A 26,377-nucleotide genomic window follows, 5' to 3' on the forward strand; every position below is an offset into this window, starting at 1 on the left:
TGGTTATTTTTCTAATACTTTATATACATCACTTAGTAAGCTTGATGCGCCAAACCTAAATGTAGTGGCCTGTAAGTAGTCATCACCCATAATTGAGCGTGTCAGTGCTAAATACTCCTTTGCATCAATAACAGTTTTAACTCCGCCTGCGGCTTTAAAACCAACAACCTTACCCGATTGTTTAATAGCGCTGAGCATCACGTTTGTTGCGTCAAGCGTTGCATTTATTGCCACTTTACCTGTGCTGGTTTTTACAAAATCAGCCCCGCCTTGAATAGCCAAGTTTGTAGCTTTAGTGATTAGCTCTGCAGTTTTAAGTTCGCCACTTTCTATAATTACTTTTAATTGCGCTCTTGTACCACAGGCTTTTTTACTTTGAGTTACATACTCCAGCACTTTGCTGTGCTCGCCAGCAATAAGCGCTTTATACGGGATCACTAAATCTATTTCATCCGCGCCGCGCTCAATTGCTATCAGTGTTTCGTTTATCACATCGCTCAGTGGCGCATCACCACTAGGAAAATTTGTAACCGTTGCTACTTTTACATGGTTAAGCTCACGCGCAGCCAATGCTATTTTTGCATCATCTACAAAATCACTGTAAACGCATACTGCAGCAGGTGTGCCCAATTTAGGGTTAATACTATTTACAAGCTGCTGAATATCACTGGCCGTGTCTGAGGTGTTTAGGCTTGTTAAATCCATAAGCGACACAGCTAAGTGTGCATCGTTGTGTTGTTCAGTCATACGTAATCCCTTTAAGTAGGCGATAAATTAGGTTTAGCGCCATAGTAACAAATTAACGTAATCTCGCTATAGCTCATAACCAAACACTATAAGCACATTATTTTGCGTGTAATGCGCGTTAATCCCCTATAGATTAAGGCTTAAACCTAAAACAACCACCCATTATAACTTTTGGTTATATAAACTTGGTTTTAATTATTTTTTACTTACTAGTGCGCGCTATATTCTGCCCCCTGCTCAATAGCGTTTTATTTTAGATTTTATTTAGAGGTGTTAACCACGTGCAGTATTTACCTATCTTTACCAAACTCGACAACAAACCCGTGCTGGTTGTTGGCGGTGGAGAGGTCGCATTACGCAAATGTCGCGCGTTTTTAAAAGCCCGCGCAAATGTAACCTTAGTGGCACCTTGGTTTTGTGATGAACTAAAAGAACATGCACAAAACAATGAAGTAACGCTTATTGATGCCTATTTTGATGAGTCGCACCTTGATGGCAAAATGCTGGTTATAGCAGCCACAGACTTAGACGAAGTAAACAACAATGTATTTGAGCTAGCTAACGCACGCAATGTATTTGTAAATGTGGTTGATGACCAACCTAAATGTACGTTTATATTCCCATCAATTGTAGACCGTGACCCAATAACCATAGCTATTTCAAGTGCAGGCACCGCGCCAGTACTTGCTCGGCGACTACGTGAAAAGCTCGAAACGTTAATCCCACAACACATTGGCCCACTGGCTACTTTAGTTGGCAGTTTTAGAGACAAAGTAAAACAGCGCTTTAAGCACTTTGCCGATCGTCGCCAATTTTGGGAAGGCGTGTTTGATTCATCAGTCGTAAGCAAAGTGCAAACGGGTAATACCGATGCAGCACAAGCACAACTAGAGCAAATGCTTGATGCTAAAGCCGAGCCAGAAGGCGAAGTGTATGTAGTGGGTGCAGGCCCAGGCGACCCTGAGCTTTTAACACTTAAAGCATTGCAGTTAATGCAGCAAGCCGATGTCGTTGTATACGACTATTTAGTGTCTGATGAAATTATGGAATTAGTACGCCGTGATGCCGATTTAGTCTGTGTAGGCAAGCGTATGGGCGATCACAGTGTAGCGCAAGAAGATACCAACCAAATGCTGGTTGATTTTGCCAAGCAAGGCAAAAAAGTATGCCGCATTAAAGGCGGCGACCCCTTTATTTACGGCCGTGGTGGCGAAGAAGTACAAGTACTGGCTGCCAATAACGTTAATTATCAAATAGTACCGGGTATAACTGCCGCCGCTGGTTGTAGCGCGTATGCGGGTATTCCGCTTACTCACCGCGACCACGCACAAGCCATCCAGTTTGTAACAGGGCATTGTAAAAAAGATGGCCAAGAACTCGATTGGCAATCGCTTGCTAAAGCGCATCAAACTTTAGCTATTTATATGGGCGTTATTAAATCGCCACATATACAGGCTCAGCTTTTAAAACATGGCCGCAGCGCTAATACGCCAGTTGCCATAATCGAAAACGGCACGCGTAAAAACCAGCGTGTTGTTACGGGGCAATTAGGTGAGCTTGCAGATTTAATAGAGCGCAACAGTGTGGTATCGCCAGCATTACTTATTATTGGCGAAGTAGCCGCCCTGCACTCGCAGCTTGCGTGGTTTGGCCAAAACGAGCAAACCAGTAGCTTTGCTCAGCCGCTAACCGGCGTATCAAATACATAATTATATTTTACTTAATCACTTTTAATCATTTTAGTAGGACGACTAACAATGGCTTTAACTCACCTTCAGCAACTTGAAGCTGAAAGTATCAAAATCATGCGCGAAGTCGCCGCTGAGTTTGAGAACCCAGTAATGCTTTACTCTATTGGTAAAGATTCATCGGTACTTTTGCACTTAGCGCGTAAAGCATTTTACCCTGCAAAAATTCCGTTTCCGTTATTACACGTAGACACCAACTGGAAGTTTCGTGAAATGATTGAGTTTCGCGATCGCCTTGCAAAAGAATACGGTTTTGACCTGCTGGTACACAAAAACCCAGAAGGCATGGCAATGGGTATTAGCCCGTTTGAGCATGGCTCGGGTAAACATACCGACATAATGAAAACCCAAGGCTTAAAGCAAGCGCTAGATAAATACGGCTTTGATGCTGCATTTGGTGGCGCACGCCGCGATGAAGAAAAGTCTCGCGCTAAAGAGCGTGTTTACTCGTTCCGCGATAAACACCACCGCTGGGACCCTAAAAACCAACGCCCAGAGCTTTGGAATACTTACAACAGCCAAGTTAACCCAGGTGAGAGCATTCGTGTATTCCCACTGTCTAACTGGACTGAACTTGATATTTGGCAATACATTTACCAAGAAAACATTGAAATGGTTCCGCTTTATTTAGCGAAAGAGCGCCCAGTAGTAGAGCGCGACGGGACCTTAATTATGGTTGACGATGAGCGCATGCCACTTGCTGAGGGCGAAGTACCACAAATGAAGTCGGTACGTTTTCGTACTTTAGGCTGTTACCCACTTACCGGTGCAGTTGAATCTACAGCCAGTAACCTAACAGAAATTATTGAAGAAATGCTGCTATCTACGTCATCTGAACGTGAAGGCCGTGTAATAGATCACGACTCAGCAGGCTCAATGGAGAAGAAAAAACGTGAGGGGTATTTCTAATGTCTACCAATACTAACGACACCATTAACGAAGTAAAAGAGATTGGCATAGACGCCTACCTAGCACGCCAACAAGATAAAAGCTTATTGCGTATGCTTACCTGTGGCAGCGTAGATGACGGTAAATCAACACTGATTGGCCGCCTACTGCACGACAGCCACCAAATTTATGAAGATCAGCTAGCTGCTCTTCATAAAGATAACGAAAAAGTAGGTAACGCAGGCGAAGAGCTAGACTTAGCGCTACTAGTAGATGGCCTACAAGCTGAGCGCGAGCAAGGCATTACTATTGATGTAGCGTACCGTTATTTTTCAACGGCTAAGCGTAAATTTATTATTGCCGACACCCCAGGGCATGAGCAATACACACGCAACATGGTAACAGGCGCATCAACAAGCGATGTAGCCATTATTTTGGTTGATGCTCGCTACGGTGTGCAAGTACAAACTAAGCGACATAGCTTTATTTGTGACTCGCTAGGTATTAAACAGTTTGTGGTAGCGATTAATAAAATGGATATCGTTGATTTTGACGAAACCGTTTATGAAAAAATCAAAGCCGACTACCTTAAATTTGCTGAGCAACTTAACGTATCAAACATTAAGTTTGTGCCTATGTCGGCGCTTAAAGGCGATAACGTAGTAACCCGCTCTGCTCATACGCCGTATTACACCGACAAGCCATTGCTTGAGCTTTTAGAAGACTCACCAGCGGCCGAAACCGATACCGGCTTTGAAGCTCGCTTACCTGTGCAATATGTAGTGCGCCCTAACTTAAACTTCCGTGGTTTTCAGGGCACATTGGCATCAGGTAAATTACAAGTTGGCGATGCAATAAAAGTATTACCGTCGGGTAAAACATCAAGCATTAAAGAAATTGTGACCTTTAATGGCAACCTAGATCACGCAGAGGCCGGCCAAGCAATTACCGTTACCCTAAATAGCGAAATTGATATTAGCCGCGGCGATGTCATTGTGCCGCAAAGCTCAAGTGCAACGGTTACTAATCTTATACAAGCTAAACTTGTGTGGATGCACGAAGAGCCGCTGGTACTAGGTAAAAGCTACAACATTAAACTAGGTAGCAAAAATACATCAGCCGTGGTTAAAAAGATTGACCACACTATTGATGTAAACACTTTAGAGCACGGCACAGCCGATTCACTTCAGCTAAACGAAATTGCCATTGTCACGCTTGAACTAAGCGAAACAATATTAGCTGACGAGTATCACAACAACCACGAAACTGGCTCATTTATCCTTATCGACCGTTTATCTAACTTAACGGTTGCCGCAGGTATGATTGAGCAAGTACTAAAAAGCGAAAAACAAAACAGCGATTTCAGCGACTTTGAAATTGAGTTTAATAGCTTAGTACGCAAGCACTTCCCACATTGGCAAGCGCTTGATATTTCAAAACTTTAAGTATAAAAATGTCTGTTAGGAATATAAAAGCATGGTAGAGCAGCTCGTTTTAACAGGCATTATGCTTACCTTAGTTGGGTGCCTTTTTGGCACCCGCATTAATCCAGCATGGTTATTTGTAAGTGCTATTGGTACGGGTTATTTAACAGGCCTGATTGACCTTGAGAGCATGTTAGTAAACTACGCAAACCCGTCGCTCATTACCCTCGTATTATTAGTGCTGGTTTCAATCGCTATTGAAAAAACCACACTCATACAACAGCTTTCCCAATCGTTATCTAAAGGGAGCTTAGTAAAGTCGGTAACAAAGCTTGGTTTATCAACCGCGTTTTTATCGTCATTTACTAACAATACCGCGGTTGTGGCATCGCTTATCACCGCCATAAAAGACAACCCAAATCATTCACCCTCAAAGCTACTATTACCGCTGTCGTACACCGCTATATTAGGCGGCACCATTACACTTATTGGTACATCAACCAATTTAATAGTGAACGGTTTTGCCGTAGATGCAGGCATGGCGCCACTGGGCTTTTTTGATTTTACCTTAGTGGGCATTGGCGCATTAAGTGTGGGCCTCATTACTATTTTAGTGATGCTCAAATACCTGCCCGACAACGGCAAAAACACACAAGAGGTTATTCCCTTTTACTTAGAGGGAAAAGTGCAGGCAGGCTCTAAACTTATTGGCCGCACCGTAGAAGAAAACGGCCTACGCGATTTAAAAGATTTATTTCTCGCCGAAATTATTCGTGGCGATGAGCGCATATACGCAGTAACACCTCAGCAAATTATTAGACAAAACGATGTACTACTGTTTGTTGGCGATATTAAATCGGTCCCCTTATTAAGACGCTTTGACGGATTAAAAGTGGTGCACGACAACCACGAAAAAGACATAGAACACTTAGTTGAAGTGGTTGTAAGCCAATCATCAAAGTTTATTGGCAAAACCGTAAAAGAGGCACGTTTTAGAGAGCAGTTTCATGCCGCTGTTATTGCCATTCGCCGAGGGCATGACCGCTTACAAGGCGGCCTTGGGCAAGTGCAATTGCAAGCCGGCGACTCCTTAATACTCGCTCCCGGTAAAAACTTTTACTCTTTACCTAATTTAAACCGCGAATTTGTGTATATATCGGGGTTTGACTTACAAACACATCTAAAACCTAAACAATCTAATATTGTATTGGCAGGCTTTGCCGCCGTGTTAGGGTTAAGCATTGTAGGTATAGTTCCTTTAGTTAAAGGCCTGCTGGTGTTACTCATTGGCTTATTGCTTAGCGGTACAGTTAAACTGAGCGAAGTAAAACGTCGCTTTCCAATTGAGCTACTCGCCGTTGTAGGTAGTGCCATAGGGCTTGCTAAATTAATGATAGAAACCGGGCTTGCCGGGCAAATATCAGATGCCCTATTTATGGTACTAGGTGATTTTGGCCCTTATGGCGCGTTTATCGCCATATTTTTAATGACCGTATTATTCACCGAGCTTATTACTAATAATGCCGCAGCAGCGCTTTCATTCCCTGTGGCTTACTCGCTAGCAGTGGGTTTTAATGTAGACCCACTACCCTTTATTATGGCGGTAGCGTTTGGTGCATCAGCCAGTTTTATATCGCCGTTTGGGTATCAAACAAACCTTATGGTTTACAGCGCGGGTAACTACCGCTTAAAAGATTACATAACAATGGGCTTGCCCCTTTCTATTATTTATTCAATCACGGTATTAACCTTGATCCCGCTCGTATTTCCTTTTTAATACGGGCGCTTACAGTATAAGAGACACACCACTATGGATAAAAATATTGTTTGGCATAACTACGCAACCACAAAAGCACAACGTAGTGAGCAAAAAAAGCATAAACCGGCCATTTTATGGTTTACCGGTTTTTCTGGCTCTGGCAAAAGCACCGTAGCCAACGCACTAGAAGCGGCGCTTAATCAGCAAGGTGCGCACACTTACCTGCTTGATGGCGACAACGTACGTCACGGCTTATGTAAAGACCTTGGCTTTAGCGACGAAGACCGCATCGAAAACATACGCCGCGTTGGCGAAACCGCAAAACTAATGACCGATGCCGGCCTATTAGTGCTTACCGCGTTTATCTCGCCATTTAGAGCAGAGCGCGACATGGTGCGCAGCCTAGTAGATGACGGCGAGTTTATTGAAGTATTTATAGATACCCCGCTTGATGTATGCGAAAGCCGCGACCCTAAAGGCTTATACAAAAAAGCCCGCGCAGGTGAGATTAAACACTTTACCGGTATCGACTCAAGCTACGAAGTACCCAACAACCCAGAAATAATTTTAGATACCAGTAAAAACACCCTAGACCAATCGGTTACACAACTGATAACGTATCTAAAACAAAAGCATATTATAGGTTAACCCCAATGAACCAAACCGAGCTACTAGAAGAAACCCTCATCCTTGCCCGCAAAGCAGGCCAAGCCATAATGGGGATTTACGAAAAGGACTTTAACGTTGAATACAAAGCCGATGAAAGCCCAGTAACCGACGCCGACTTAGCAGCTCATAAAGTCATTGTGACAGGGCTAAAACAGCTCACCCCCGACACACCTATACTTAGCGAAGAAAGCGCTGATATAAGCTGGGACATTCGTCAAACATGGAAAAGCTACTGGTTAGTAGACCCAATCGACGGCACTAAAGAGTTTATTAAAAAGAACGGCGAATTTACCGTAAATATAGCCCTAATCGAAAACGGCAAACCTGTGCTTGCTGTCGTTGATGCGCCCGCGCTTGGTGTATCGTACTTAGCCAGTAACGACATTGGCGCGTTTAAAGACAAAGGCGATGAGCGTATTGAGCTTAAAGTAACCACCAAACCTAATAAAGGGTTAATCCGCGTGGTTGGCAGCCGCTCACACCCATCACCCGATTTAGCCGAGTTTGTAAAACGCTTTGACGACGTTGAAATGGTCTCAAAAGGCAGCTCACTAAAATTATGTTTAGTGGCCGAAGGCAGCGCCGAGATTTACCCGCGCTTAGGCCCAACCTGTGAGTGGGATACGGGTGCTGGCCATGCTATTGCTGAAATAGCCGGCGCTAAAGTAACCAAGCTCGATGGCAGCCCGCTTATTTATAACACCAAAGATGAGTATTTGAATCCGTATTTTGTAGTGAGTGCGGTGGAAGAATAAAAGCTAAGAGCTTCGAGCTGTTAGCCACGAGCAGCTCGATGTAAACCTAAACACCGTAGGTTGGGTTGAGTGGAACGAAACCCAACAAGTACCCGTTAACCATCCTCGCTATTTCGCACTAAAAAACTTGTCTACCAATTGATAAAGCGTACTGGAACACAGCAACGTTATAAACATACCAAGTGATAATATAACCTTTTCTTTTAGGGGTTGTTCAGGCTTTTGGGCTAATATGCTTTTTAAGAAATAAAGAAAGTAAAATAGGTGCATGCACCAATACCTATAATCAGCATAAAGAGCCGCTTTATTAAATTACCTTCAGTAGGAGAAATTTCCTCACCGGTATATGGTGCATAAATACTTCTATTTAATATAAATGCATAGATATATCTATAACAAAAGAAAAATACAAACACACAAAACAACAACTTTTCTACTGACTCAAAACCTATGAAAAAAGCAGCTCCTAACATAAACCATACTATGCCGAGCAATATAACAATGGCTTTCTTTTTATCCATACTGACTGCCTTTATTTTTCTTTAAGTTCTTTATTTATAAACTTTAATAGTCGTTTTAGTTAACATATTTGGACGTGTTGAAGCCTGTGAAAATCTAAGTAAGGTTTTTAACCTTTATTAAATTGCGTTGTTAGCGATGGAATTTATAGTCGGTAACCCTAACTTTTTGGCTATTGCTGCAAATTGAGCTTTTGTGTATGGCCCATAAACAAACTCCTTGTGTTCAGCAAACTTGTTATCTTTGATTTTATCAATATAGTAAAAAGCACAAGTTTTATGCGGACAAGCATAAACCGAAATATATTGCTCGTTAGACTTAATATTTATTGGTTCATCCAGTCGCCCAATATATGCGCCCTGACCAAGGCTGTAACCTAACCTTTTGGTACCGTCAATGTAATACACTTTATAAGGTTGCTCCTTCCAAATTGGAGAACACCCACTAAGAAGTAATGTTATTAAAACTAAAAATGTTCTCACACACTTCCCTGCATTCTAGCAACTTGCTCAAATTACACCCTTATAGTTAACATGAGCGTGTTCTTATTTTGTGAACATCTATTAGTAACAAACTGTGTAAGTGATTGCCAATTATAAAATTATATTAATCGAGGTATTTTACTATGTGTAAAAGAGTGTGGCATGAAGCAATACAGTGTTTTTAGCTTAAGGATAAAGACAAAAGAATGACCGTTTCCAATCAACAAGTGATGGCTATTATACGTTTTTAACACTTGCCATTGATTAAACGCTTTTTAAGAGCTACGACCTTTATCGGTTTTGCTGGGCGATAAACGCAAGCGAATGCTGATTGAATAAATCAGGGCGCTCTACGTTGCAAACATGGCCGCAATGGTGAATAGTTTGCAGTACGCTATTTTTATGGCGTTTAACCATTTCTTTAACAGGCCCAAGGAACATATGATCTTCCTTACCCATAATGTAAAGAATGGGTATATCAATGTCTTTTTCTTTGAAATACTGCATTAAAGGATTTACGTCCATGGCTAGTTTAAACCACTTTATAAACTCTTTTTGGCATAAGCGTTTTGCTTCACGAACAAACAAAAGTCGAGATTCTTTATGGCGCTTTTTCGGCATCATAATAAAAGCAAATAAGCGATACAGCCACATATAAGGCAAGAAGTGTTTAAAAGTATTACCTAAATAAACCAAGGTATTGCTGCGAGTATTAAACCGAGTAACCGCTCCACCTAGCACCATGCTAGAAACATATTGCGGCGCAATTTCAGCAATATTGCGAATAAGAATGGTGCCCAATGAAATACCAACAAAGTGTGCACTGGGAATGTTGTTATGATCTAGCACATCGATAATGTCTTTAGAGACCTTATTAAACGAATAATTATTATCAACAAAGTTTTGCACTAAGTTATTCGATTTACCGTGACCGCGAAGATCGAGCAACAACACATTATATTCTTTTTTATAAGCTTTAAGCTGTCGAAACCAAATTGCCGAACTACCACCTGCACCATGGACAAATACAACCCACGCTTTACTGGTTTCGTGTGCAAAAGTAGTATGAAAAAGAATGTCTTTGCTCATTGCAGTTAGCGGCCTGTTTACTTCGTTTGGCATATTTAATTGCAGGAAGTATAACGGAGTTTAGAATAAATCTCTTATGAAGTTCTAAGCAATGGCTTCTACTTAACAGATTTTATAAACAAACTTTGATTTTTAGTTGAAACCAATAAAAATGGCCTCCCCTATTTTCACGTTATTACAACCCCCTAACTTGGCTTTACCGCTCGAATGACACTATGACGTGTTGGGTTTCGCTTCGCTCTACCCAACCTACAACTGTGCTGGTTGAGGTATTTGTTTATTTTTACAGCGCTGTTTCGTATTCATGACACTTTTGGTGCAACGGCGTCTAATTAATTAGTCTACAAAACCCCTCAAAACATGAAAGTTTTAGCTAAAAACTATATTCTTGCGCGCGATTATTATTTAAATAATGGATGAGCACACACATGACACCATCACAAGATGCAACGCTTTCAAATGCATCAACAACAGGTGAACACACACCTACTTCTAAATGGAATCTGCACGATACGCAGTGGACGTTAAGCCTTTTTGGTACCGCCGTTGGCGCGGGTATTTTATTTTTACCTATTAACATTGGTATAGGTGGTTTTTGGCCGCTTATTATTATGGCGTGTTTAGCCTTTCCAATGACCTTTTTAGCACACCGTGGCTTAGCCCGCTTTGTGTTGTCGTCTAAAAATAAAGATTCAGATTTTACTGATGTTGTTGAAGAGCACTTTGGTGTAACAGCGGGCAGGTTAATCTCTTTATTATACTTTTTATCTATATTCCCCATTTTGCTTATTTACGGCGTAGGCTTAACTAATACCGTTGACAGCTTTATGGTTAACCAAATGGGCCTTGAGTCACCTTCTCGCGTGTTACTTTCGGGTGTATTGGTTGCCGGTATGATTAGCCTAATGATGGGCGGTGAGCGCTTAATGCTGCGCGCGTTCGCTATTTTGGTGTATCCGCTTGTAGGTATTTTATTTTGCTTATCGCTCTATTTAATCCCTAGCTGGCAAATGCCTGATATGAGCCTACCTGAGGCGGGCAGCTTTACAAAAACGCTGTGGTTATCTATTCCTATTATTGTGTTTTCGTTTAGCCATGCGGCGGCTATTTCAAGCTTTGTGAACGTGCAGCGTGGGCATTATGGCAATCAGGCCACTAATAAGGCTGAGGCTATTTTAAAGCGCACTAGCTTACTACTTATTGTATTTGTACTGCTGTTTGTATTTTCGTGCGTGCTTTCGCTTACTAGCGAGCAAATGGCTGCTGCTAAAGCGGCTAACGTATCGATTTTATCTTACCTTGCTAATATCACCAGTAACTCGTATATCGCGACCCTTGGGCCGCTGGTTGCCTTTATTGCGATTACGTCATCGTTTTTAGGGCACTTTTTAGGTGCACGCGAAAGCTTTACCGGTTTGGTGACTAAGCAAACAAGCTTAAGTGCAAAAGTAGCCGACAAAATTGGCGTACTCATTATGTTTTTTGCTATTTGGTTTTGTGCGGTTAAAAACCCAAGCATTTTAGACATGATGGATCAGCTCTCTGGCCCTATCATTGCGATGATTTTATTTATTATGCCAATGATTGCCGTATACAAAGTGCCTGCGCTGAGTAAATACCGCAACCGTTTAAGTACCTTGTTTGTACTTGCTGTGGGCTCACTGGCCGTATGTGCGCTTATTTACAGCATGCTTAATTAAGCGAGTTGCTATAAATGCCCCACATAAAAAATGGCGCTCACTGAGCGCCATTTTTAATACAACTAACTTGCTTTTAAACTAATTTATTCTGCGTCTGGTAGGTTACGACCGTAGAATATTTCCTGCATTTCGCGGGTAAGTTTAGAGCGAATTTCTTCTTCTTCCTCATCCGACAGCTCATCAGTAGATAGGCCGAACAGGTAAGTGTTTAAGTCGGTTTCTTTTAACATCATTTTGGTGTGGAACAGGTTTTCTTGATACACGTTCACGTCCATCATTTGGTACGCTTCTTTGGTATCTTCTGTCATGAAGTTTTGAATCGAGTTAATTGCATGGTCAATGTAGTGTTTAACACCGTTTACGTCGCGGGTAAAACCACGTACGCGGTAGTCAATGGTTACTACGTCTGACTCAAGGCTATGAATTAAGAAGTTTAACGCTTTAAGTGGCGAAATAATGCCACAGGTAGATACTTCAATATCAGCACGGAATGTACAGATACCATCATCAGGGTGCGCTTCTGGGTAGGTATGTACACAAATGTGGCTTTTATCTAGGTGCGCAACAACGGAATCTGGTAATGGGCCTGGCGCTTCGTCAGCATCGTAATTTTGCTGCTCTTCTACCGGCTCTTCCGAAACCAAAATAGTCACACTTGCGCCTTGTGGTTCATAATCTTGGCGCGCCACATTTAAAATGTTAGCACCAATAATATCAACAACATCACCTAGTATGTCGGTTAGTCTATCTGCACTGTACTGCTCGTCGATATATTCAATATATTCTTTACGTTGTTGCTCGGTCTTTGCGTAGCAAATGTCGTAAATACTAAAGCTTAAACTTTTGGTTAAATTATTAAAGCCATGAAGTTTAAGTTTATCGAAGGGTTTGTTCATGATAAACCAACCTATAAATTAGTGAAATCTGCACCTGCAGAATGAAAAGTTCGCGGATTTTATACGAATTTTCCTCACGGAAAAAGCGTTATTTTACCTGTTCTTGCACAACTTCGTGGCTGTGGGTAATTTCTACTGTTTTATCAAGCATTAAAGCAACAGAACAATACTTTTCAGCAGAGAGCGAAACCGCACGCGCAAGGTGTTTTTCCGAGACATTATTGCCTGTAACAACAAAGTGTAAATTAATTTTAGTAAATACACGAGGTGCTGTTTCGGCGCGCTCTGAGCTTAGTTGTACTTGCACATCAGAAAAATCTTGCTTGGCTTTTTTTAAAATACTTACAACATCTACCGACGAGCAACAACCTACCGACATAAGTACCATTTCCATTGGACTTGGTGCAGCGCTGTCGCTACCGGCATCAAAAACTACATTGTGATTAGAATTAGAACGGCCAATAAAGGTGTCGCCTTCAACCCATTTTACATTTGCTTGCATGTGTTTATCTCTAAAAAAATTTTGTTGATTGTATAACAATCTGCAACGATACGTGAGCGCTGAGATTAAATTTAGTGGTGTTATTAATAAGGCGAGAAGTAATAGGAGCGCAGTTATTAGGTAATACTGCGCTGTGTTAACGGGTAACGTTAAGAGGTTTGTGTTACCGCGTTATCAAATAAGTTTTTAATAAGCCCAGCAAACTCATCTATAAATGCGTGTTGTTCAACCGTAACAGGTTGTGAGGTTATGCTGCTTAGTACTTCTTGTAAGTCGTAAACAATACCGTCTACCTCGCGCACTATTTGGCTGCGTTGTTCGGTATTAAGATTGGTATGTTGTTCACAAATTAGCATAACGTTATGCGCTATTACGTCTTCTATGAGTTCCATAACGGTAGGGGCACCGGGTTTGATTTCGCCTGGCTTCTCAAATAACGCTAAATTTTGAGTTAGATACATGATCAAGTCATCGTACCCTTGCCTGTCTAAAACCATTGTGATTTTCACCTTTGAATAACTAATTGCATAGATTTAAGCAGAAAGCGCCACTAATTACTAGCTTTGCGCGATACCAATACAAAAAAAGCAGCCTAAGCTGCTTTTCTCATTCTTTATAACTACAAATAGAACAGTAATTAATCTATTTTTAAGCCTGGGCTTAGTGTTGCTGGCATCGTTACTTTTTCAAGTTCTACCGATGCTACAGGGTATGCACAGTAGTCGGCTGCATAATATGCGCTTGCTCTGTGATTTCCTGATGCGCCAATTCCACCAAATGGGGCTGCACTTGATGCACCTGTAATTGGGCGGTTCCAGTTAACAATACCGGCACGAATACGACGTAAAAAGTGATTGTAGTCGGCTTCGCTGTCGCTTAATAAACCTGCTGATAAACCAAAGCTGGTATCGTTTGCTTTATCAATTGCGTGGTCAAAGTCATCAAAGCGGAACACTTTTAATAATGGGCCAAAGTGCTCTTCATCTGGGAAGTCGCTAATTGCTGAACACTCAATAATACCCGGTGTTACAAAACCAGTATTGGCTGTGTGCTCAAGCTCTACTAGTACTTCACCGCCAAGCTCAACCAGCTCGTTTTGTGCTTTTACCATGCCTGCTGCAGCCGCAGATGAGATCATAGAGCCCATAAATGGCTGATCTTCATCATCGTAGTTGCCTACTTTAATGGCTTTAGTTGCAGTGATAAGGCGCGCTAAAATGTCATCGCCTTGTTGGCCTTTAGGTAAAAATACTTTACGTGCACAAGTACAACGTTGGCCGCTTGAAATAAACGCCGATTGAATAATATCGTGTACCGCGGCTTTAGTATCTGCCACATCTTTAATAATCAGTGGGTTATTGCCACCCATTTCAAGCGCTAAAATTTTACCCGGTTGACCCGCAAACTGCTCATGTAAAATATGTCCAGTGCGCGAAGAACCCGTAAAGAATAAACCATCTATGCCTTTATGAGCAGCAAGGGCTTTACCTGTTTCTACTTCACCTTGAACAAGGTTAATTACACCGGCAGGTAAACCGGCTTTTTCCCATAGTTTAAGCGTAAGCTCAGCAACCATTGGCGTAAGCTCTGATGGCTTAAATACCACGGTGTTACCGGCTAAAAGCGCTGGCACAATGTGGCCATTAGGTAAGTGCCCAGGGAAGTTATATGGGCCAAATACGGCAACTACACCATGTGGTTTATGACGGATCATTGCACGCCCTACTGGCATAGCGTTTTCAACGTCGCCGGTGCGCTCTAAAAATGCTTTTTCAGAAATGGCAATTTTACCTACCATTGCGCCCGCTTCTGTACGCGTTTCCCACAGTGGCTTACCGGTTTCTTGGGCAATCGCTACAGCAAGCTCTTCGCTGTGCTCTTTAAGTGTTGCTGCAAAGGTTTTAACTATCTCTAGGCGCTCGCTAAAGCTTTTATCTGCCCAGCTGTAAAATGCTTCGCGCGCCGAATTTACCGCGCTATCTACTTGCTCTGCAGTCGCTGAAGATGCCTGCCAAATAACGTCGTTATTTGCAGGGTTTACTGAGTTAAATGCGTTGCCTTGGCCTTGTGACCACTGACCATTAATAAATTGTGCAGGATGAGTCATTATACTTTCTCCTTAATTAAACTGGGGTTGCGCTTACGGTGTCGCCCGATTGTAGCTGTAGGGCATCGGCTATTTGTTGCGATAAAATAAGGCTGCTTGCACGCTCATCAAAGCTAAGCGCTGCAACCGTTGCACGGTAATCTTCTAACTTGCCGTTAGCAAGCAGTACCATGGTATCGCCCGATGCTTCGCCTATTTCTACTTTAAAGTCTTTCGCATTACGAATAGTGGCAATGTTATCTACTTTTGCTTCTACTGTAGGGCCCGCATCAAAAATATCGACGTAACCGTTGAAGGTAAATCCTTCATTTTTTAATAGCTCAATAGCTGGGCGTGTGTTGTCGTGTACTTTACCAATCACCGCTTGAGCGTCTTTGCTAAGCAAGTTTACGTAAATTGGGTACTTTGGCATTAGTTCAGCAATAAACACTTTTTGTCCTATACCTGTTAGGTAATCGGCGGTAGGAAAGTCCATTGAGAAAAAGTGCTCTTCTAGCCACTGCCAAAACGGGCTGCTGCCGTTTTCGTCAGACACGCCGCGCATTTCTGCTATTACTGTTTGTGCAAAACGCTGCTCATGTTGTTTTATAAACATAAAGCGCGCTTTTGAAAGAAGTTTACCGTTACAATTTTTACGATAGCCATCTTTCAAAAATAAGGTACATAGTTCTGTCGCGCCGGTGTAGTCGTTACATAGGGTTAAAATATCAACCGCTTTGTATACATCTAACGTGCGTGATGAGTGAATTACTTTACTTAAGTGGTAATGATAAAACGCATCATCAAGCCCTACTGCAGCTTCAATAGCTGAAGTACCGACTACTTCACCGGTTTCGGTATCTTCAAGAACAAACAGGTAGCCTTCGTCACCAGGTTGTGACGTTTGTTTAGCAAATGAACTTACAGAATGGTCAATTTTCTTTTGCAGTAACTCTTCGTTTAACGGCAAAGATGTAAAACCATGGCCCGATTCGTGGGCAATTTTTAATAACGCTGCGTAATCATTTTGCTGGATTGGGCGAAGGATCATCATGAGTCCGCTTGCTCCCTTATCAATAACGGTAAATAGAATATGCAGGGCAAGCAGGCTTGCCCTTAATAAGGTGGTTTAACGCGCTTAAGCGTTTACTACGCTTGCTACTGCTTTTTCAAAACGCGCCATACCTTCGCGAATATCCGCTTCGGTGATTACTAACGATGGCGTAAAGCGTACTACATCAGCACCCGCTACAAGCGACATAAGCCCTTGCTCGGTAGCTGCTACTAAAAACTCTTTAGCACGGCCTTTGTATTGCTCGTTAACGGCTGCACCAATTAATAAACCTTGGCCACGAATTTCGCTAAATACGTTGTATTTTTCGTTTACCGCGTTAAGAAGCTCGTTAAATAATGCTGCTTTTTCTTTTACGCCCGCCAGTACTTCAGGGGTATTTACAGTATCAAATGCGGCTTCTGCTACTGCACACGCCAGTGGGTTACCACCGTAAGTAGAACCATGAGTCCCTACTTTTAAGTGCTGTGCAATCTCAGTAGTAGTTAGCATAGCGCCAATAGGGAAACCGCCGCCAAGTGCTTTAGCTGACGTTAAAATATCAGGCACTACGTTTAAACCTTGGTATGCGTATAGCTCACCAGTACGGCCTACACCTGTTTGTACTTCATCAAAAATAAGCAGTGCATTGTGTTTAGTACATAGCTCACGAACGCCTTGTGCAAATTCGTCAGTTGGCGAAATAATACCGCCCTCACCTTGCAGTGGCTCCATCATTACGGCACATGTTTTGTCGCTAATTAGCGCTTCAAATGCAGCTAGGTCATTGTAATCACAATGTACGATGTCGCCTGGCTTAGGACCAAAACCATCTGAGTATGCAGCTTGCCCGCCTACGGTTACGGTAAAGAACGTACGACCGTGAAAGCCTTTGTTAAATGAGATAATTTGTGATTTTTCAGCACCAAATTTATCAAGTGCAAAACGACGTGCTAATTTAAGTGCAGCTTCGTTTGCTTCTGCGCCTGAGTTTGCAAAGTAAACTTTTTCAGCAAAGGTCGCATCGACCATTTTTTTAGCTAAACGCAGCGCAGGCTCGTTAGTCATTACGTTTGATAGGTGCCAAATTTTTTCGCCTTGCTCTTTTAATGCACCTACTAATGCAGGATGGCAATGGCCAAGACAGTTAACAGCAATACCACCGGCAAAGTCGATAAATTCTTTACCTTGTTGATCCCATACGCGAGAGCCTTCGCCTCGAACAGGAATAACGCTTGAAGGCGCGTAGTTAGGAACCATTACGTGATCAAATAATTCGCGATTGACTGTCATTTTTTTTCCTCTTAATTGTGAGCAACACAAAACATCAAAATAGGTGTTTGGTTATAAATGTAACCAAGATATTTACGCACTAAATAGCAAAAGGTTGAGCGTAAAACTGCCTTGTGGTTCAATTTTCAGGCGCTCATTATTTCAGATATTTGTGGTGCTGTCTCGTTAAAAACTTTCATGCAGGCCTTTAAAATAAAGGCCTTGGGATATTATTTCATAGATAGTGAATAACTATCTGCATAGAAAATAAATGCCATTTTTTAATACTTATGCGCCTGCGCAGTGAGTCGCGCCTTACATTAAGTGCTTAAAGCGAGGTGTGCTTGGGGAGATGTTAATGAATGAATAGTCGCAAAAAAATTAACAAAAAATTCAATAGTTAATGAAAATTTGCCGCCATCAGCGGCAAATTACCGATATAAGGACCAGCGAGTAAGCTGCTTTTTAGTCAATTTGAATAGCAAGGTTGGTAAAATTGCTTGTTTCGAGGGCTTTTAGCTCATTTTTAGTGAATTGATGATACGAAAACCATGCCTGCATTTCATCTTGTTCAATAAGTTGGTGCTGTTTTAGATTTAAATACTGCGAATAGCATCGCGCTTTAAGCATGACTTCACTCATAGGGAAAACATCACTACTTTGCTCAATGCCGTGAACAAGTTGCGCCATAACATGATTAAACGGCAAAAACTTAAAAGCCATTTTTCGAATAACTTTAGCACTTAACTCAAGCGACTTATTACTTAACAACGTGGTTAAAAATAAGGGATCTGGCTTTAGCTCCATCAATGCCGTGTGTAAATCTTTTTGCTGTGCTTCACGTGCTATTTGCACTTTGCGTTGCCATACCTGTTCAAAGGTTTTTAAGTACAAGCGTACTAAGGCAATACGCCCAACATCTATAAGCATGCCCAGTGTAAACGCATGTACAGGGTTTACATCGTTAAGCTCTGCAATTTTTTGCGCCGCAATTGCATTGGCCATGGCGGCATCGCGCAGGCGGCGTTTTAATAATGGAAATGGCTCTGTGCTGTGTGGCATCCAATGGCGCATAGCAAAAGTAGGAATTACCAATTGTAAGTTATCAAGGCCAATATAGCGCAGTGCAAGTGCGGGGCTGTCTACTTTAACTGAGGTACTTTTGCTGCGCTGCTTTCGGTAGTAAGGCAGGTTTACCAATGACACTAATTCGCGGCCAAGCCAACTAGAATCATTTACCAATGGCTCTAAACGCCCAACACTTGCCGACTTAACCGCCAGTATATCTAGCATGGTAGCAACGTTATCTTCTATGCCTATGGTGTTTTGAATAACAGCATCCATATCTTCTAATTGCTTAAATATGGCTGTTTCTATTACTTTATGAAGTTGTTTACTCGCTTGTGCTCGGTACTTATGATGCGCGGTGCTACTTTGCTGGCGTTTATGCTGTGCGGCAACTTCTACTTCTAATAAAGTGCGTTGCTTCATTGGTTCGCCATAATCAATTTCCAGCGTATGAATAAAGCCAATTTGTTGATGTGCAAAACTATGGCCAAGCAGCAAGTCGTGAGCACGCTGGTCAAGCATTGAGGCTATTCGCTTTTGCGACGCAAGTTCAGTCATAAAGTCCATTCAGTATAAGTATTACCATTCGGTGGTTACTGTAAGGTTAGAAGCGAGATAAAAAGTTAGCAAGCAATTCGAGCCCTTGAGTTGTTAAAATAGCCTCGGGATGAAATTGCACGCCTTCAAGAGCAAGCTCTGTGTGAAGTAGCCCCATAATTTCGTCAAACTCACCTTGCTCGGTTTGGCTCCATGCGGTAATGGCTAATTCACTCGGTAAACTATGTTTTTCTACCACCAGCGAGTGATAACGACACACAGTAAGCGGGTTTTCTAAACCGGTAAATACCCCCTTATTATTATGAACAATAGGTGAGGTTTTACCATGCATGACTTGCTTAGCACGTATAACCTTGCCCCCTAGCGCTTGCGCGATGGTTTGATGCCCTAAGCAAATACCCAAAATAGGGTAAATGCCTTTTAGCTGCTCAACGACATTGAGTGACACACCCGCTTCGTTTGGCGTACAAGGCCCCGGAGAAATAACAATATGCTTGGGGTTAAGTTGCTTAATTTGCGCAACAGATATTTCGTCATTACGCTTTACCAGCACCTCTTGGTTTAAGCGCTGAAAGTATTGTACTAGGTTATAAGTAAACGAATCGTAGTTGTCGATCATCAACAGCATTACACAACGACCTTATTTAATAATGTAGTGCTCTTTGCTCACATGTGTGGCTTGTAAAATGAGCGATAGAAGCTTTTATAGGGCCATTCTATCACTAATAATTACCCAACATACATTAGCAAAACGCCTTAAAAACTTACGCCTTTAGCTAAAAATGCTTCAAATTCGTTTGCTGGTATTGGCCGGCTTAACAAGTACCCTTGAATTAGGTCGCAGTTATACTCTTTTAGTTTTTCAAGTTGGGCATGCTCTTCTACACCTTCGGCGATAATATCAAGCCCTAAGTTTTTAGCTAATTGGCAAATACTCAGTACTAAAGCCTGATCGCGTGTGTCTGTGGCCATATTGCGCACAAACGACTGATCTATTTTTAATTTATTAACCGGAAAACGCTGTAAGTAACCCAGCGACGAATAGCCCGTACCAAAGTCATCAATTGATAAGCTAATACCCAGTGCACTCAGCGCCTGCAGTACTGAAATACCAAACTCTTCATCGTCCATAATGGCGGTTTCGGTAATTTCTAGCTCAATTAAATGCGCGGGCACGTTAAAGTGCGCCAACCGCTGTTTTATGCTTTGCACAAAGTCTTGTTGTGTAAATTGCCTTGCCGATATATTAATAGCCAAGCGGATATTTAAGTTTTGCTGATGCCATTTTTTAGCTTGGGCAAAGGCACTATCGAGTATCCATTCGCCTAATGGCAATATAAACCCGCTGTGCTCGGCAATAGGAATAAACTGTGCCGGAGAGACAAATTTCCCATCATCAAACCACCTAATTAAACATTCGCAGCTGTTTATGGTTTGCGATTTAAGGTGCATTTTAGGCTGAAAATAAAGCTCAAACTGCTGCTTTTCAATGGCGGTATCAAGGCGCCGAGCAATATGCAGCTGCTGGGCGTGCTTAACTCCGCTTTCGGTATCAAAATGAGCGTAGGGAATATTACGTTTAACTGCCTCTTCTAAGGCAATATTGGCGTGCAGTAGAAGCGTTTTATAGTCATTACTGGTTGGGTAGCGTGTTACACCGCAGTTAAAGCTCATGCGCATTTCACCGTACGGTGTGCTAATAGCTTGGCTTAAACGGCTTTGTACGCCTTTGAGTAAGTCATCTAGGGTTGTTGAGCAATCTTGCTCGGTATAAATAACCACAAAGTTTGCATCGGCAATGTGATAAAAGGTCAGTTTGTTTTTACTTTTTAGCTGCTGAGAAAATTTATTAGCGCTGCGCGATAAGTGCATCGCAAAGGCATTTATACACTCGTTAGCCCCCGATAAACCATATTGCTCAAGCAATAGCTTAAAGTGGCTTACATCAATCAGCATTAAACTAAAAGGCTGCTCAAGCGAAATTAGCTCATTGGTGTATGTTTCTAAACTGGCTTGGTTTGGCAACTTTGAATACGGGTGATGAAAGGCTAAATACTCTAATGAGCGCTCTGCCTCAAATTGCTCTGTTACATCGCGTATGTGTATATCAAAGGCATCTATTTCTTGCAGCCAATGTATTTGGTAAGTGAGGTAATGGTTATCTAGCTGTGTATAAAAACGCTCAACATGACTAGCCGACTGCTTAGTGTCTGTTAGTTGCTGCTTTATATTAGGGCTTAGTAATGCAATGGGCGTGCTATGTTTATCGCTTACATACGCTTTATGCATAGCAATAGCGGCAGGGTTACAGTAGTTAAGCTCAAGGTTGGCGCTTAAACTCACAATTGGGTTAGGGTTGCGCGTTGGAAATAGCGCTAAACGTTCGTTACGGGCACTAAGCTTTATAAATTTAGATGCGTAACGCCCTGTATAAATGCTTACCAACACTATGGCAAACGTAAACAAAAACACAATATTGACTGTGGTGTGCAGGTTGCTTTCGGTGTCTTTGTAGCCGCTATCAACCGCATTTGAAATAACCGTTTCTGCATTTGTTAAGTGCCCCATCACTTGGGCTTGCAGTTCGGTGAGTTGCTCTAGTTGCTCTCTGGCTAAATCCCAACTAGTGCGGCTGCTTGATAAGTTTTCGTGTAATTTAAGTGCTAAGTCTAAACCACTTTTAAACTCATCACTTAAGCTGCTTTCTAGCGCTAATGTGCTGTGGTTTTGATCTAGGTTTTTTATTAGCGCAAGTATACGTACATGGTTTTCTAAAAAGTCGATTAAATAAAGTTCACGCTTACTCGTTGCGTAATACTCATATAATAAGCGCTCTTGCTTTACTAGGTAGGTTTCGATTAATCGAATATCGCGTAGCGCCGGAATTTGTTGTTCCATTAAGGTCGATGAGGTGCGCTTAATGGTTTCTGCCTGATAATAAACCATCGCAGACAGTACACAGCCTACCAGCACAATACCGATATAAAACTGCTTAGCTTTACTGGCAAATTTATTAGTGAATATTTTCATATAACGCTTGATCTGACCCTAAAATATTAACAACTCATTTTAAAGCGTAATTATATACGATTAATAAAAGCACTATTGTTTATATTTGGTTATAAAAAAGGGTGCGCAAACGTTAATCAGGCGGGCATAAAAAAGAAAGAGGCCGGCGAGAATGCCGGCCTTAATGATACCAATCCGCAATAATACTTAATCATTTTCAGGGGCTAAACGTGTCGCTATCTACGTTAAAAAATTCTCATTTAGAGCAACTAAATAGCGAATTTTTTGCCTTGCTATCAACACGCTTTTCCATCCTCAAAATAGATCACTTCATTATGCGGATTGGTATAATTTATTGTACAGAAATAACAACTTTACCCATAGCTTGGCCACTTGCTAAGCGGTCATGCGCTTTAGCTGCTTCTTCTAAACTAAAGTCTTGCTCATCAAGTACTGGGCGCATACCGCCTGCTTCAACAATTTGTGCCAGTTTAGTAAGTTTGTCGCCGTGGTCTTGACGGTTAAAGTCGTGGATCATTGGAATAAGCATAAAGATTACGTTTAACGATAACCCTTTAAAGTGTACAGGGCTTAAATCTACTTCTAATAAAGAAAGCGTTGTAGATACCTGTGCATTTAGCTTTGCTGCAGCAAATGAGTTAGTCAGGTTACCACCACCTACGGTGTCAAATACCATGTCAAAACCAACGTTGCTTGTGTGTTTTTCAACGTACTGCTCTACGGTTTCGTCTTTAAAGTTTATGCCTGTAGCGCCAAAGCTTTCTATTAGTGCTAGTTGCTCTGCGTTACCGCCAGTTGAGTAAACATCAGCGCCAAAATGCTTGGCTAGTTGTACTGCTAAATGGCCTACACCACCTGCGCCGCCGTGTACTAATACTTTTTGGCCTGCACTTACACTTGCACGTGTTAAGCCTTCAAGTGCTGTAATACCTACAAGTGGAATAGCGGCTGCTTCTTTCATGCTTAGGTTTTTAGGTTTGTGAGCAATTAAGCGCTTATCAGCAAGAATAAACTCAGCAAGTGCACCTGGTAAATCGCCTAGTCCACCAGCACAACCGTAAATTTCGTCGCCTACTGCAAATTCTGTTACACCTTCGCCAACAGCTTCAACGGTGCCTGCAAAGTCCATCCCTAAAATGCCCGGTAGCTTTGGAGCAAAGGGTAAGTCAGCACCCATTTGACGAATCATCATATCAATTGTATTTACGCTTGTTGCGGCAATACGAACTAACACATTACCTGCTGTTACTTGTGGTTTTGCAACCTCAGCTGCTACAAACTCTTCAGTGCCACCAAAATTATTAATTGTCATTGCTTTCATGGGTATTGCCTCTGTTATCTGTTGATAAGTAATTGTGTAATGAAGCTTCATTGTAGACACACCCTTTACAAATGATAATAAGGCTAAACATACAATCAGTTTCAAAATAATATTTATAATAGAGTTTAAAAATCACTCTATCACTGTTTAAAAGTAGGCATTAAACAAAATGCTACCCAGTCGCTGCGCTATACCAATTTAAGCTAGCTATGGTTGATTTATTATTGTCTAAGCCCCAGAGTAATATATGAAAAGGTAGTAATTGACTTAAGTAACTCATTTATCCTACTAAGGAGCGAATATGTTAGGCGAAGACCACTCACTTACCAATGACTTTCCACAGTACCTAAATACCATTGCAGAGCTAAATAAAAGCGACACAGAATTTGCTAAAAAGGCAGATAAATACGACAAGCTAGATAAAGAGATTCGTGTTTTAGAGCTTAAAGATGCGCCCATTAGCGATGAGCAAATGAATCAACTAAAACATGAGCGTTCAGAATTAAAAGATTGGTTGTACGAGCGTTTACAACAAGAGTAATGTTGCACACAAAAAAAGAGTTCACCGTTAGGTGAACTCTTTGACGATCAACAAAGGGTAAAACATTTAAAGCACATATCGGCTTTATAAGGCATGTGTGAAATCTTTTCGCGTTAAATTGCTACTAGCTATCAGCATTTAGCTGAGCAAGCAGGCTATCTAACGTATCAACTAACTGCTGATTTTTAGCAGGGTTGAGCGCATCTGGATGTGGCGGTGCAAAGCGCTCTGCATCGTTATCGAAATAAAGGCCAGTGGCATCTTTAAATTCGTCACTTAATGCGGCGCGGCAAAAAATATCAGCGCCTAGTTTTAAGTCGCCACCAGCAAGCCCGTAAGCATCTTTTACCATTTTACTACCTAGTAACGACTTAGGGTTTACCGCAACAACTAACGGCCCGTTACCTTTAAGTGCTAAACCTAAATGACGCGACCACATAGTAATAGCCAATTTGCTTTGCGCGTAGGCTGCGCTATCTGATAGTGGCTTTTTGCCCACTAACGAGTCAAAGTTAACGCTGGTTTGTGCAGCCGATGACACGTTAACCACACGTGATTGCGTGTTCATTACAGGCAGTAACGCTTTAGTAAGTAAATAAGGCGCTAACGTATTAACTGCAAACCGTGCATCTAGCCCATCTACAGTAGTGATATTTGCCAATTTATAAACACCGGCGTTATTAATAACTACATCAAGTATTTTATTCGCGTTTTGCAAGTCGGCTAACACTGACTGAGCCAAGGTGTTTACTTGCGCCATATCGCTTAAATCGGCAATGTAGGTGGCTGTGCTTGCTTGCGGGTAATCAGCGTTTAAGCTTGCTTGTACAGTATTTAACTTGTCTTGGTTGCGGCCATGTAATAATACAGTATGCCCTTGCGCTAACAACATTTTAGCGGTCTCTAGGCCAATACCGTCGGTGGCACCGGTTAATAAAATTGTTTTTTTCATGTTGAACGTTCCTTTTTGTATTAAGACTTTGGCCATTGCATTAACGACAAATTACACACGCATTAGCTCACTGCTATTTATTAATAGTACCACCACTTTTAGCGACTAATAATTATTGGCTCAGTAGAATCAGTTTATAGAATTAATTGATAAACCTATGCGCCCTTATTAAGAGGGTATAGCCATTGTGCCTTTGCTTGGGTAAATTTTAAGCGTTTATTTGAAATAACGGACAATCATAACTATTGTTTTTAAATTACCTTAATAGTAGTATTTATCATATAAATACACTTTTCGAGAAAACACATGAAAGTTTTAGTTACAGGCGGTATGGGTTATATAGGTAGCCACACATGTATTGCCCTTCATGAGGCAGGCATTACCCCAGTTATTTACGACAACTTATCTAACGCAAGCCCCCGTGTGCTTGATCAACTCGAAAAAATTACCGGTACCCGTTTTGAGTTTATTTTAGGTGACATTCAAGACGAGCAGCAGTTTAAACTTGCCCTTAAACACAGCCAAGCTGAGGCTGTATTTCACTTTGCAGCACTTAAAGCGGTAGGTGAATCAACTGAGCAACCCCTACGTTATTACCAAAACAATGTGTCGGGCACATTAAGCATGCTACAAAACATGCAAGAGGTAGGCGTTAACCATATTATATTTAGCTCATCGGCCACTGTGTACGGCGAGCCAGACTACCTACCTATTGATGAAAAACACCCTATACGCGCTACTAACCCTTACGGTTGGAGCAAAGTTATGGTTGAACAAGCCATGCAAGACGTATGTAATGCCAACAGCCAATTTATGGGCATTGCTCTTCGCTACTTTAACCCTGTTGGTGCGCACCCAAGCGGCTTATTAGGCGAAAGCCCAAATGGTATCCCAAATAACTTAATGCCCTTTATTGCCCAAACTGCGGTAGGTAAACGCGAAGTAGTTAATATTTTTGGTGACGACTACGACACCAAAGATGGCACCGGCGTGCGCGATTATATTCACGTTTTAGATTTAGCTAAGGGCCATGTAGCGGCCTTTATGCAACATAAAACAGATACCGCCTTTCATGCATACAACCTAGGCACCGGCCAAGGTTATTCGGTGCTTGATATGATCAAAGCATTTAGCGCATCAGCCAATAAAGATATTCCGTATAAAAGTGCACCGCGCCGTGCAGGCGATATTGCCTGTAATTACGCCGATGCCACAAAAGCGCAAACCACCCTTAACTGGCACGCAGAACTAACACTAAGCGACATGACCAACGACACATGGCGCTGGCAAACTAATTACCCAAGTGGGTTGGAGAGTTAA

General features: G+C 41.8%; 24 protein-coding genes. 9 read left to right on the forward strand and 15 right to left on the reverse strand.

Translation table 11 applies throughout. The features are described 5' to 3' along the window. Positions 1-3: 3 nt before the first annotated feature. Positions 4-747, reverse strand: coding sequence for a deoxyribose-phosphate aldolase (deoC, locus tag MTN96_RS09790; protein WP_248531392.1), 744 nt, complete (start codon positions 745-747; stop codon positions 4-6). Between the two features lie 281 nt (positions 748-1,028). Between deoC and cysG the strand changes: the two genes are divergently transcribed. Genes cysG through cysQ form a run of 6 tightly spaced genes read left to right on the forward strand, consistent with a single transcriptional unit; the run spans position 1,029 to position 7,990 of the window. Continuing rightward, on the forward strand, positions 1,029-2,456 hold the full coding sequence (cysG, locus tag MTN96_RS09795) for a siroheme synthase CysG (RefSeq protein ID WP_024032043.1): 1,428 nt from the start codon (positions 1,029-1,031) through the stop codon (positions 2,454-2,456). A 48-nt stretch (positions 2,457-2,504) separates the two neighbouring features. Further along, entirely contained in the window at positions 2,505-3,404 is a 900-nt protein-coding gene (gene cysD, locus MTN96_RS09800) for a sulfate adenylyltransferase subunit CysD (RefSeq protein WP_004588199.1), read from the forward strand. Continuing rightward, positions 3,404-4,828 carry a sulfate adenylyltransferase subunit CysN gene (gene cysN / locus MTN96_RS09805; RefSeq protein ID WP_024032042.1) on the forward strand — a complete coding sequence of 475 codons (1,425 nt, stop codon included), beginning with the start codon at positions 3,404-3,406 and terminating at the stop codon, positions 4,826-4,828. The genes cysD and cysN overlap by 1 nt, the downstream gene beginning before the upstream one ends. A gap of 31 nt (positions 4,829-4,859) precedes the next feature. Further along, the gene (locus tag MTN96_RS09810) at positions 4,860-6,584 is read left to right on the forward strand and encodes an SLC13 family permease (RefSeq protein ID WP_004588197.1); all 1,725 of its coding nucleotides are present in this window, start codon (positions 4,860-4,862) and stop codon (positions 6,582-6,584) included. 33 nt (positions 6,585-6,617) lie between these two features. Further along, complete coding sequence (cysC, locus tag MTN96_RS09815; RefSeq protein WP_248531394.1) at positions 6,618-7,214, forward strand: adenylyl-sulfate kinase; 597 nt, start codon at positions 6,618-6,620, stop codon at positions 7,212-7,214. Between the two features lie 5 nt (positions 7,215-7,219). Then, complete coding sequence (cysQ, locus tag MTN96_RS09820) at positions 7,220-7,990, forward strand: 3'(2'),5'-bisphosphate nucleotidase CysQ (RefSeq protein ID WP_248531396.1); 771 nt, start codon at positions 7,220-7,222, stop codon at positions 7,988-7,990. A gap of 239 nt (positions 7,991-8,229) precedes the next feature. Here cysQ and MTN96_RS09825 read toward each other — a convergent pair whose 3' ends face one another. From MTN96_RS09825 to MTN96_RS09835, 3 genes are all read right to left on the reverse strand, one after another. After that, the gene (locus MTN96_RS09825) at positions 8,230-8,511 is read right to left on the reverse strand and encodes a hypothetical protein (protein ID WP_024032038.1); all 282 of its coding nucleotides are present in this window, start codon (positions 8,509-8,511) and stop codon (positions 8,230-8,232) included. 117 nt (positions 8,512-8,628) lie between these two features. Beyond that, positions 8,629-8,991, reverse strand: a complete 363-nt coding sequence (locus MTN96_RS09830; protein ID WP_024032037.1) for a hypothetical protein — start codon at positions 8,989-8,991, stop codon at positions 8,629-8,631. A gap of 291 nt (positions 8,992-9,282) precedes the next feature. Further along, positions 9,283-10,080 carry an alpha/beta hydrolase gene (locus MTN96_RS09835; RefSeq protein ID WP_308200606.1) on the reverse strand — a complete coding sequence of 266 codons (798 nt, stop codon included), beginning with the start codon at positions 10,078-10,080 and terminating at the stop codon, positions 9,283-9,285. Positions 10,081-10,508: 428 nt separating this feature from the next. Here MTN96_RS09835 and MTN96_RS09840 point away from each other — a divergent pair, with 428 nt between their 5' ends. Next, the gene (locus tag MTN96_RS09840) at positions 10,509-11,780 is read left to right on the forward strand and encodes an aromatic amino acid transport family protein (RefSeq protein WP_004588194.1); all 1,272 of its coding nucleotides are present in this window, start codon (positions 10,509-10,511) and stop codon (positions 11,778-11,780) included. An 83-nt stretch (positions 11,781-11,863) separates the two neighbouring features. On the opposite strand, the gene speD is transcribed toward MTN96_RS09840, so the two are convergent. The 10 genes from speD to MTN96_RS09890 form a co-directional block, all read right to left on the reverse strand. Then, positions 11,864-12,676, reverse strand: a complete 813-nt coding sequence (gene speD, locus MTN96_RS09845) for an adenosylmethionine decarboxylase (RefSeq protein ID WP_004588193.1) — start codon at positions 12,674-12,676, stop codon at positions 11,864-11,866. Positions 12,677-12,764: 88 nt separating this feature from the next. After that, positions 12,765-13,178: an OsmC family protein gene (locus MTN96_RS09850; protein WP_004588192.1), complete on the reverse strand. Its 414-nt coding sequence runs from the start codon at positions 13,176-13,178 to the stop codon at positions 12,765-12,767. Positions 13,179-13,327: 149 nt separating this feature from the next. After that, complete coding sequence (locus tag MTN96_RS09855) at positions 13,328-13,675, reverse strand: DUF3802 family protein (RefSeq protein ID WP_004588191.1); 348 nt, start codon at positions 13,673-13,675, stop codon at positions 13,328-13,330. Between the two features lie 140 nt (positions 13,676-13,815). Then, positions 13,816-15,285, reverse strand: coding sequence for a succinylglutamate-semialdehyde dehydrogenase (gene astD / locus MTN96_RS09860; protein WP_024032035.1), 1,470 nt, complete (start codon positions 15,283-15,285; stop codon positions 13,816-13,818). 16 nt (positions 15,286-15,301) lie between these two features. Continuing rightward, positions 15,302-16,318, reverse strand: coding sequence for an arginine N-succinyltransferase (gene astA, locus MTN96_RS09865; RefSeq protein ID WP_004588189.1), 1,017 nt, complete (start codon positions 16,316-16,318; stop codon positions 15,302-15,304). Positions 16,319-16,402: 84 nt separating this feature from the next. Then, on the reverse strand, positions 16,403-17,608 hold the full coding sequence (locus MTN96_RS09870; protein WP_004588188.1) for an aspartate aminotransferase family protein: 1,206 nt from the start codon (positions 17,606-17,608) through the stop codon (positions 16,403-16,405). A gap of 444 nt (positions 17,609-18,052) precedes the next feature. Continuing rightward, positions 18,053-19,213 carry an HDOD domain-containing protein gene (locus MTN96_RS09875; RefSeq protein ID WP_138685754.1) on the reverse strand — a complete coding sequence of 387 codons (1,161 nt, stop codon included), beginning with the start codon at positions 19,211-19,213 and terminating at the stop codon, positions 18,053-18,055. A 46-nt stretch (positions 19,214-19,259) separates the two neighbouring features. Then, positions 19,260-19,841, reverse strand: coding sequence for an aminodeoxychorismate/anthranilate synthase component II (locus MTN96_RS09880; RefSeq protein WP_004588186.1), 582 nt, complete (start codon positions 19,839-19,841; stop codon positions 19,260-19,262). A gap of 128 nt (positions 19,842-19,969) precedes the next feature. After that, positions 19,970-22,243, reverse strand: coding sequence for a bifunctional diguanylate cyclase/phosphodiesterase (locus MTN96_RS09885; RefSeq protein ID WP_248531413.1), 2,274 nt, complete (start codon positions 22,241-22,243; stop codon positions 19,970-19,972). 331 nt (positions 22,244-22,574) lie between these two features. Beyond that, positions 22,575-23,564: a zinc-dependent alcohol dehydrogenase family protein gene (locus tag MTN96_RS09890; RefSeq protein ID WP_055255182.1), complete on the reverse strand. Its 990-nt coding sequence runs from the start codon at positions 23,562-23,564 to the stop codon at positions 22,575-22,577. A gap of 301 nt (positions 23,565-23,865) precedes the next feature. Between MTN96_RS09890 and MTN96_RS09895 the strand changes: the two genes are divergently transcribed. Further along, on the forward strand, positions 23,866-24,105 hold the full coding sequence (locus MTN96_RS09895) for a YdcH family protein (protein WP_004588182.1): 240 nt from the start codon (positions 23,866-23,868) through the stop codon (positions 24,103-24,105). Between the two features lie 124 nt (positions 24,106-24,229). On the opposite strand, the gene MTN96_RS09900 is transcribed toward MTN96_RS09895, so the two are convergent. Next, complete coding sequence (locus MTN96_RS09900) at positions 24,230-25,057, reverse strand: SDR family NAD(P)-dependent oxidoreductase (RefSeq protein ID WP_248531422.1); 828 nt, start codon at positions 25,055-25,057, stop codon at positions 24,230-24,232. A 306-nt stretch (positions 25,058-25,363) separates the two neighbouring features. Here MTN96_RS09900 and galE point away from each other — a divergent pair, with 306 nt between their 5' ends. Continuing rightward, complete coding sequence (gene galE / locus MTN96_RS09905) at positions 25,364-26,377, forward strand: UDP-glucose 4-epimerase GalE (protein ID WP_054983392.1); 1,014 nt, start codon at positions 25,364-25,366, stop codon at positions 26,375-26,377.

The sequence above is a fragment of the Pseudoalteromonas sp. 2CM28B genome, from assembly GCF_023161935.1.

Excerpts from the sequence above, each read along its gene's own strand:
- deoC (WP_248531392.1), bottom strand. The coding sequence starts at position 747 with ATGACTGAACAACACAACGATGCACACTTAGCTGTGTCGCTTATGGAT.
- cysD (WP_004588199.1), top strand. The coding sequence starts at position 2,505 with ATGGCTTTAACTCACCTTCAGCAACTTGAAGCTGAAAGTATCAAAATC.
- cysN (WP_024032042.1), top strand. The coding sequence starts at position 3,404 with ATGTCTACCAATACTAACGACACCATTAACGAAGTAAAAGAGATTGGC.
- MTN96_RS09810 (WP_004588197.1), top strand. The coding sequence starts at position 4,860 with ATGGTAGAGCAGCTCGTTTTAACAGGCATTATGCTTACCTTAGTTGGG.
- cysC (WP_248531394.1), top strand. The coding sequence starts at position 6,618 with ATGGATAAAAATATTGTTTGGCATAACTACGCAACCACAAAAGCACAA.
- cysQ (WP_248531396.1), top strand. The coding sequence starts at position 7,220 with ATGAACCAAACCGAGCTACTAGAAGAAACCCTCATCCTTGCCCGCAAA.
- MTN96_RS09825 (WP_024032038.1), bottom strand. The coding sequence starts at position 8,511 with ATGGATAAAAAGAAAGCCATTGTTATATTGCTCGGCATAGTATGGTTT.
- MTN96_RS09835 (WP_308200606.1), bottom strand. The coding sequence starts at position 10,080 with ATGAGCAAAGACATTCTTTTTCATACTACTTTTGCACACGAAACCAGT.
- MTN96_RS09840 (WP_004588194.1), top strand. The coding sequence starts at position 10,509 with ATGACACCATCACAAGATGCAACGCTTTCAAATGCATCAACAACAGGT.
- speD (WP_004588193.1), bottom strand. The coding sequence starts at position 12,676 with ATGAACAAACCCTTCGATAAACTTAAACTTCATGGCTTTAATAATTTA.
- MTN96_RS09850 (WP_004588192.1), bottom strand. The coding sequence starts at position 13,178 with ATGCAAGCAAATGTAAAATGGGTTGAAGGCGACACCTTTATTGGCCGT.
- MTN96_RS09855 (WP_004588191.1), bottom strand. The coding sequence starts at position 13,675 with ATGGTTTTAGACAGGCAAGGGTACGATGACTTGATCATGTATCTAACT.
- astD (WP_024032035.1), bottom strand. The coding sequence starts at position 15,285 with ATGACTCATCCTGCACAATTTATTAATGGTCAGTGGTCACAAGGCCAA.
- astA (WP_004588189.1), bottom strand. The coding sequence starts at position 16,318 with ATGATGATCCTTCGCCCAATCCAGCAAAATGATTACGCAGCGTTATTA.
- MTN96_RS09870 (WP_004588188.1), bottom strand. The coding sequence starts at position 17,608 with ATGACAGTCAATCGCGAATTATTTGATCACGTAATGGTTCCTAACTAC.
- MTN96_RS09875 (WP_138685754.1), bottom strand. The coding sequence starts at position 19,213 with ATGACTGAACTTGCGTCGCAAAAGCGAATAGCCTCAATGCTTGACCAG.
- MTN96_RS09880 (WP_004588186.1), bottom strand. The coding sequence starts at position 19,841 with ATGCTGTTGATGATCGACAACTACGATTCGTTTACTTATAACCTAGTA.
- MTN96_RS09885 (WP_248531413.1), bottom strand. The coding sequence starts at position 22,243 with ATGAAAATATTCACTAATAAATTTGCCAGTAAAGCTAAGCAGTTTTAT.
- MTN96_RS09890 (WP_055255182.1), bottom strand. The coding sequence starts at position 23,564 with ATGAAAGCAATGACAATTAATAATTTTGGTGGCACTGAAGAGTTTGTA.
- MTN96_RS09895 (WP_004588182.1), top strand. The coding sequence starts at position 23,866 with ATGTTAGGCGAAGACCACTCACTTACCAATGACTTTCCACAGTACCTA.
- MTN96_RS09900 (WP_248531422.1), bottom strand. The coding sequence starts at position 25,057 with ATGAAAAAAACAATTTTATTAACCGGTGCCACCGACGGTATTGGCCTA.
- galE (WP_054983392.1), top strand. The coding sequence starts at position 25,364 with ATGAAAGTTTTAGTTACAGGCGGTATGGGTTATATAGGTAGCCACACA.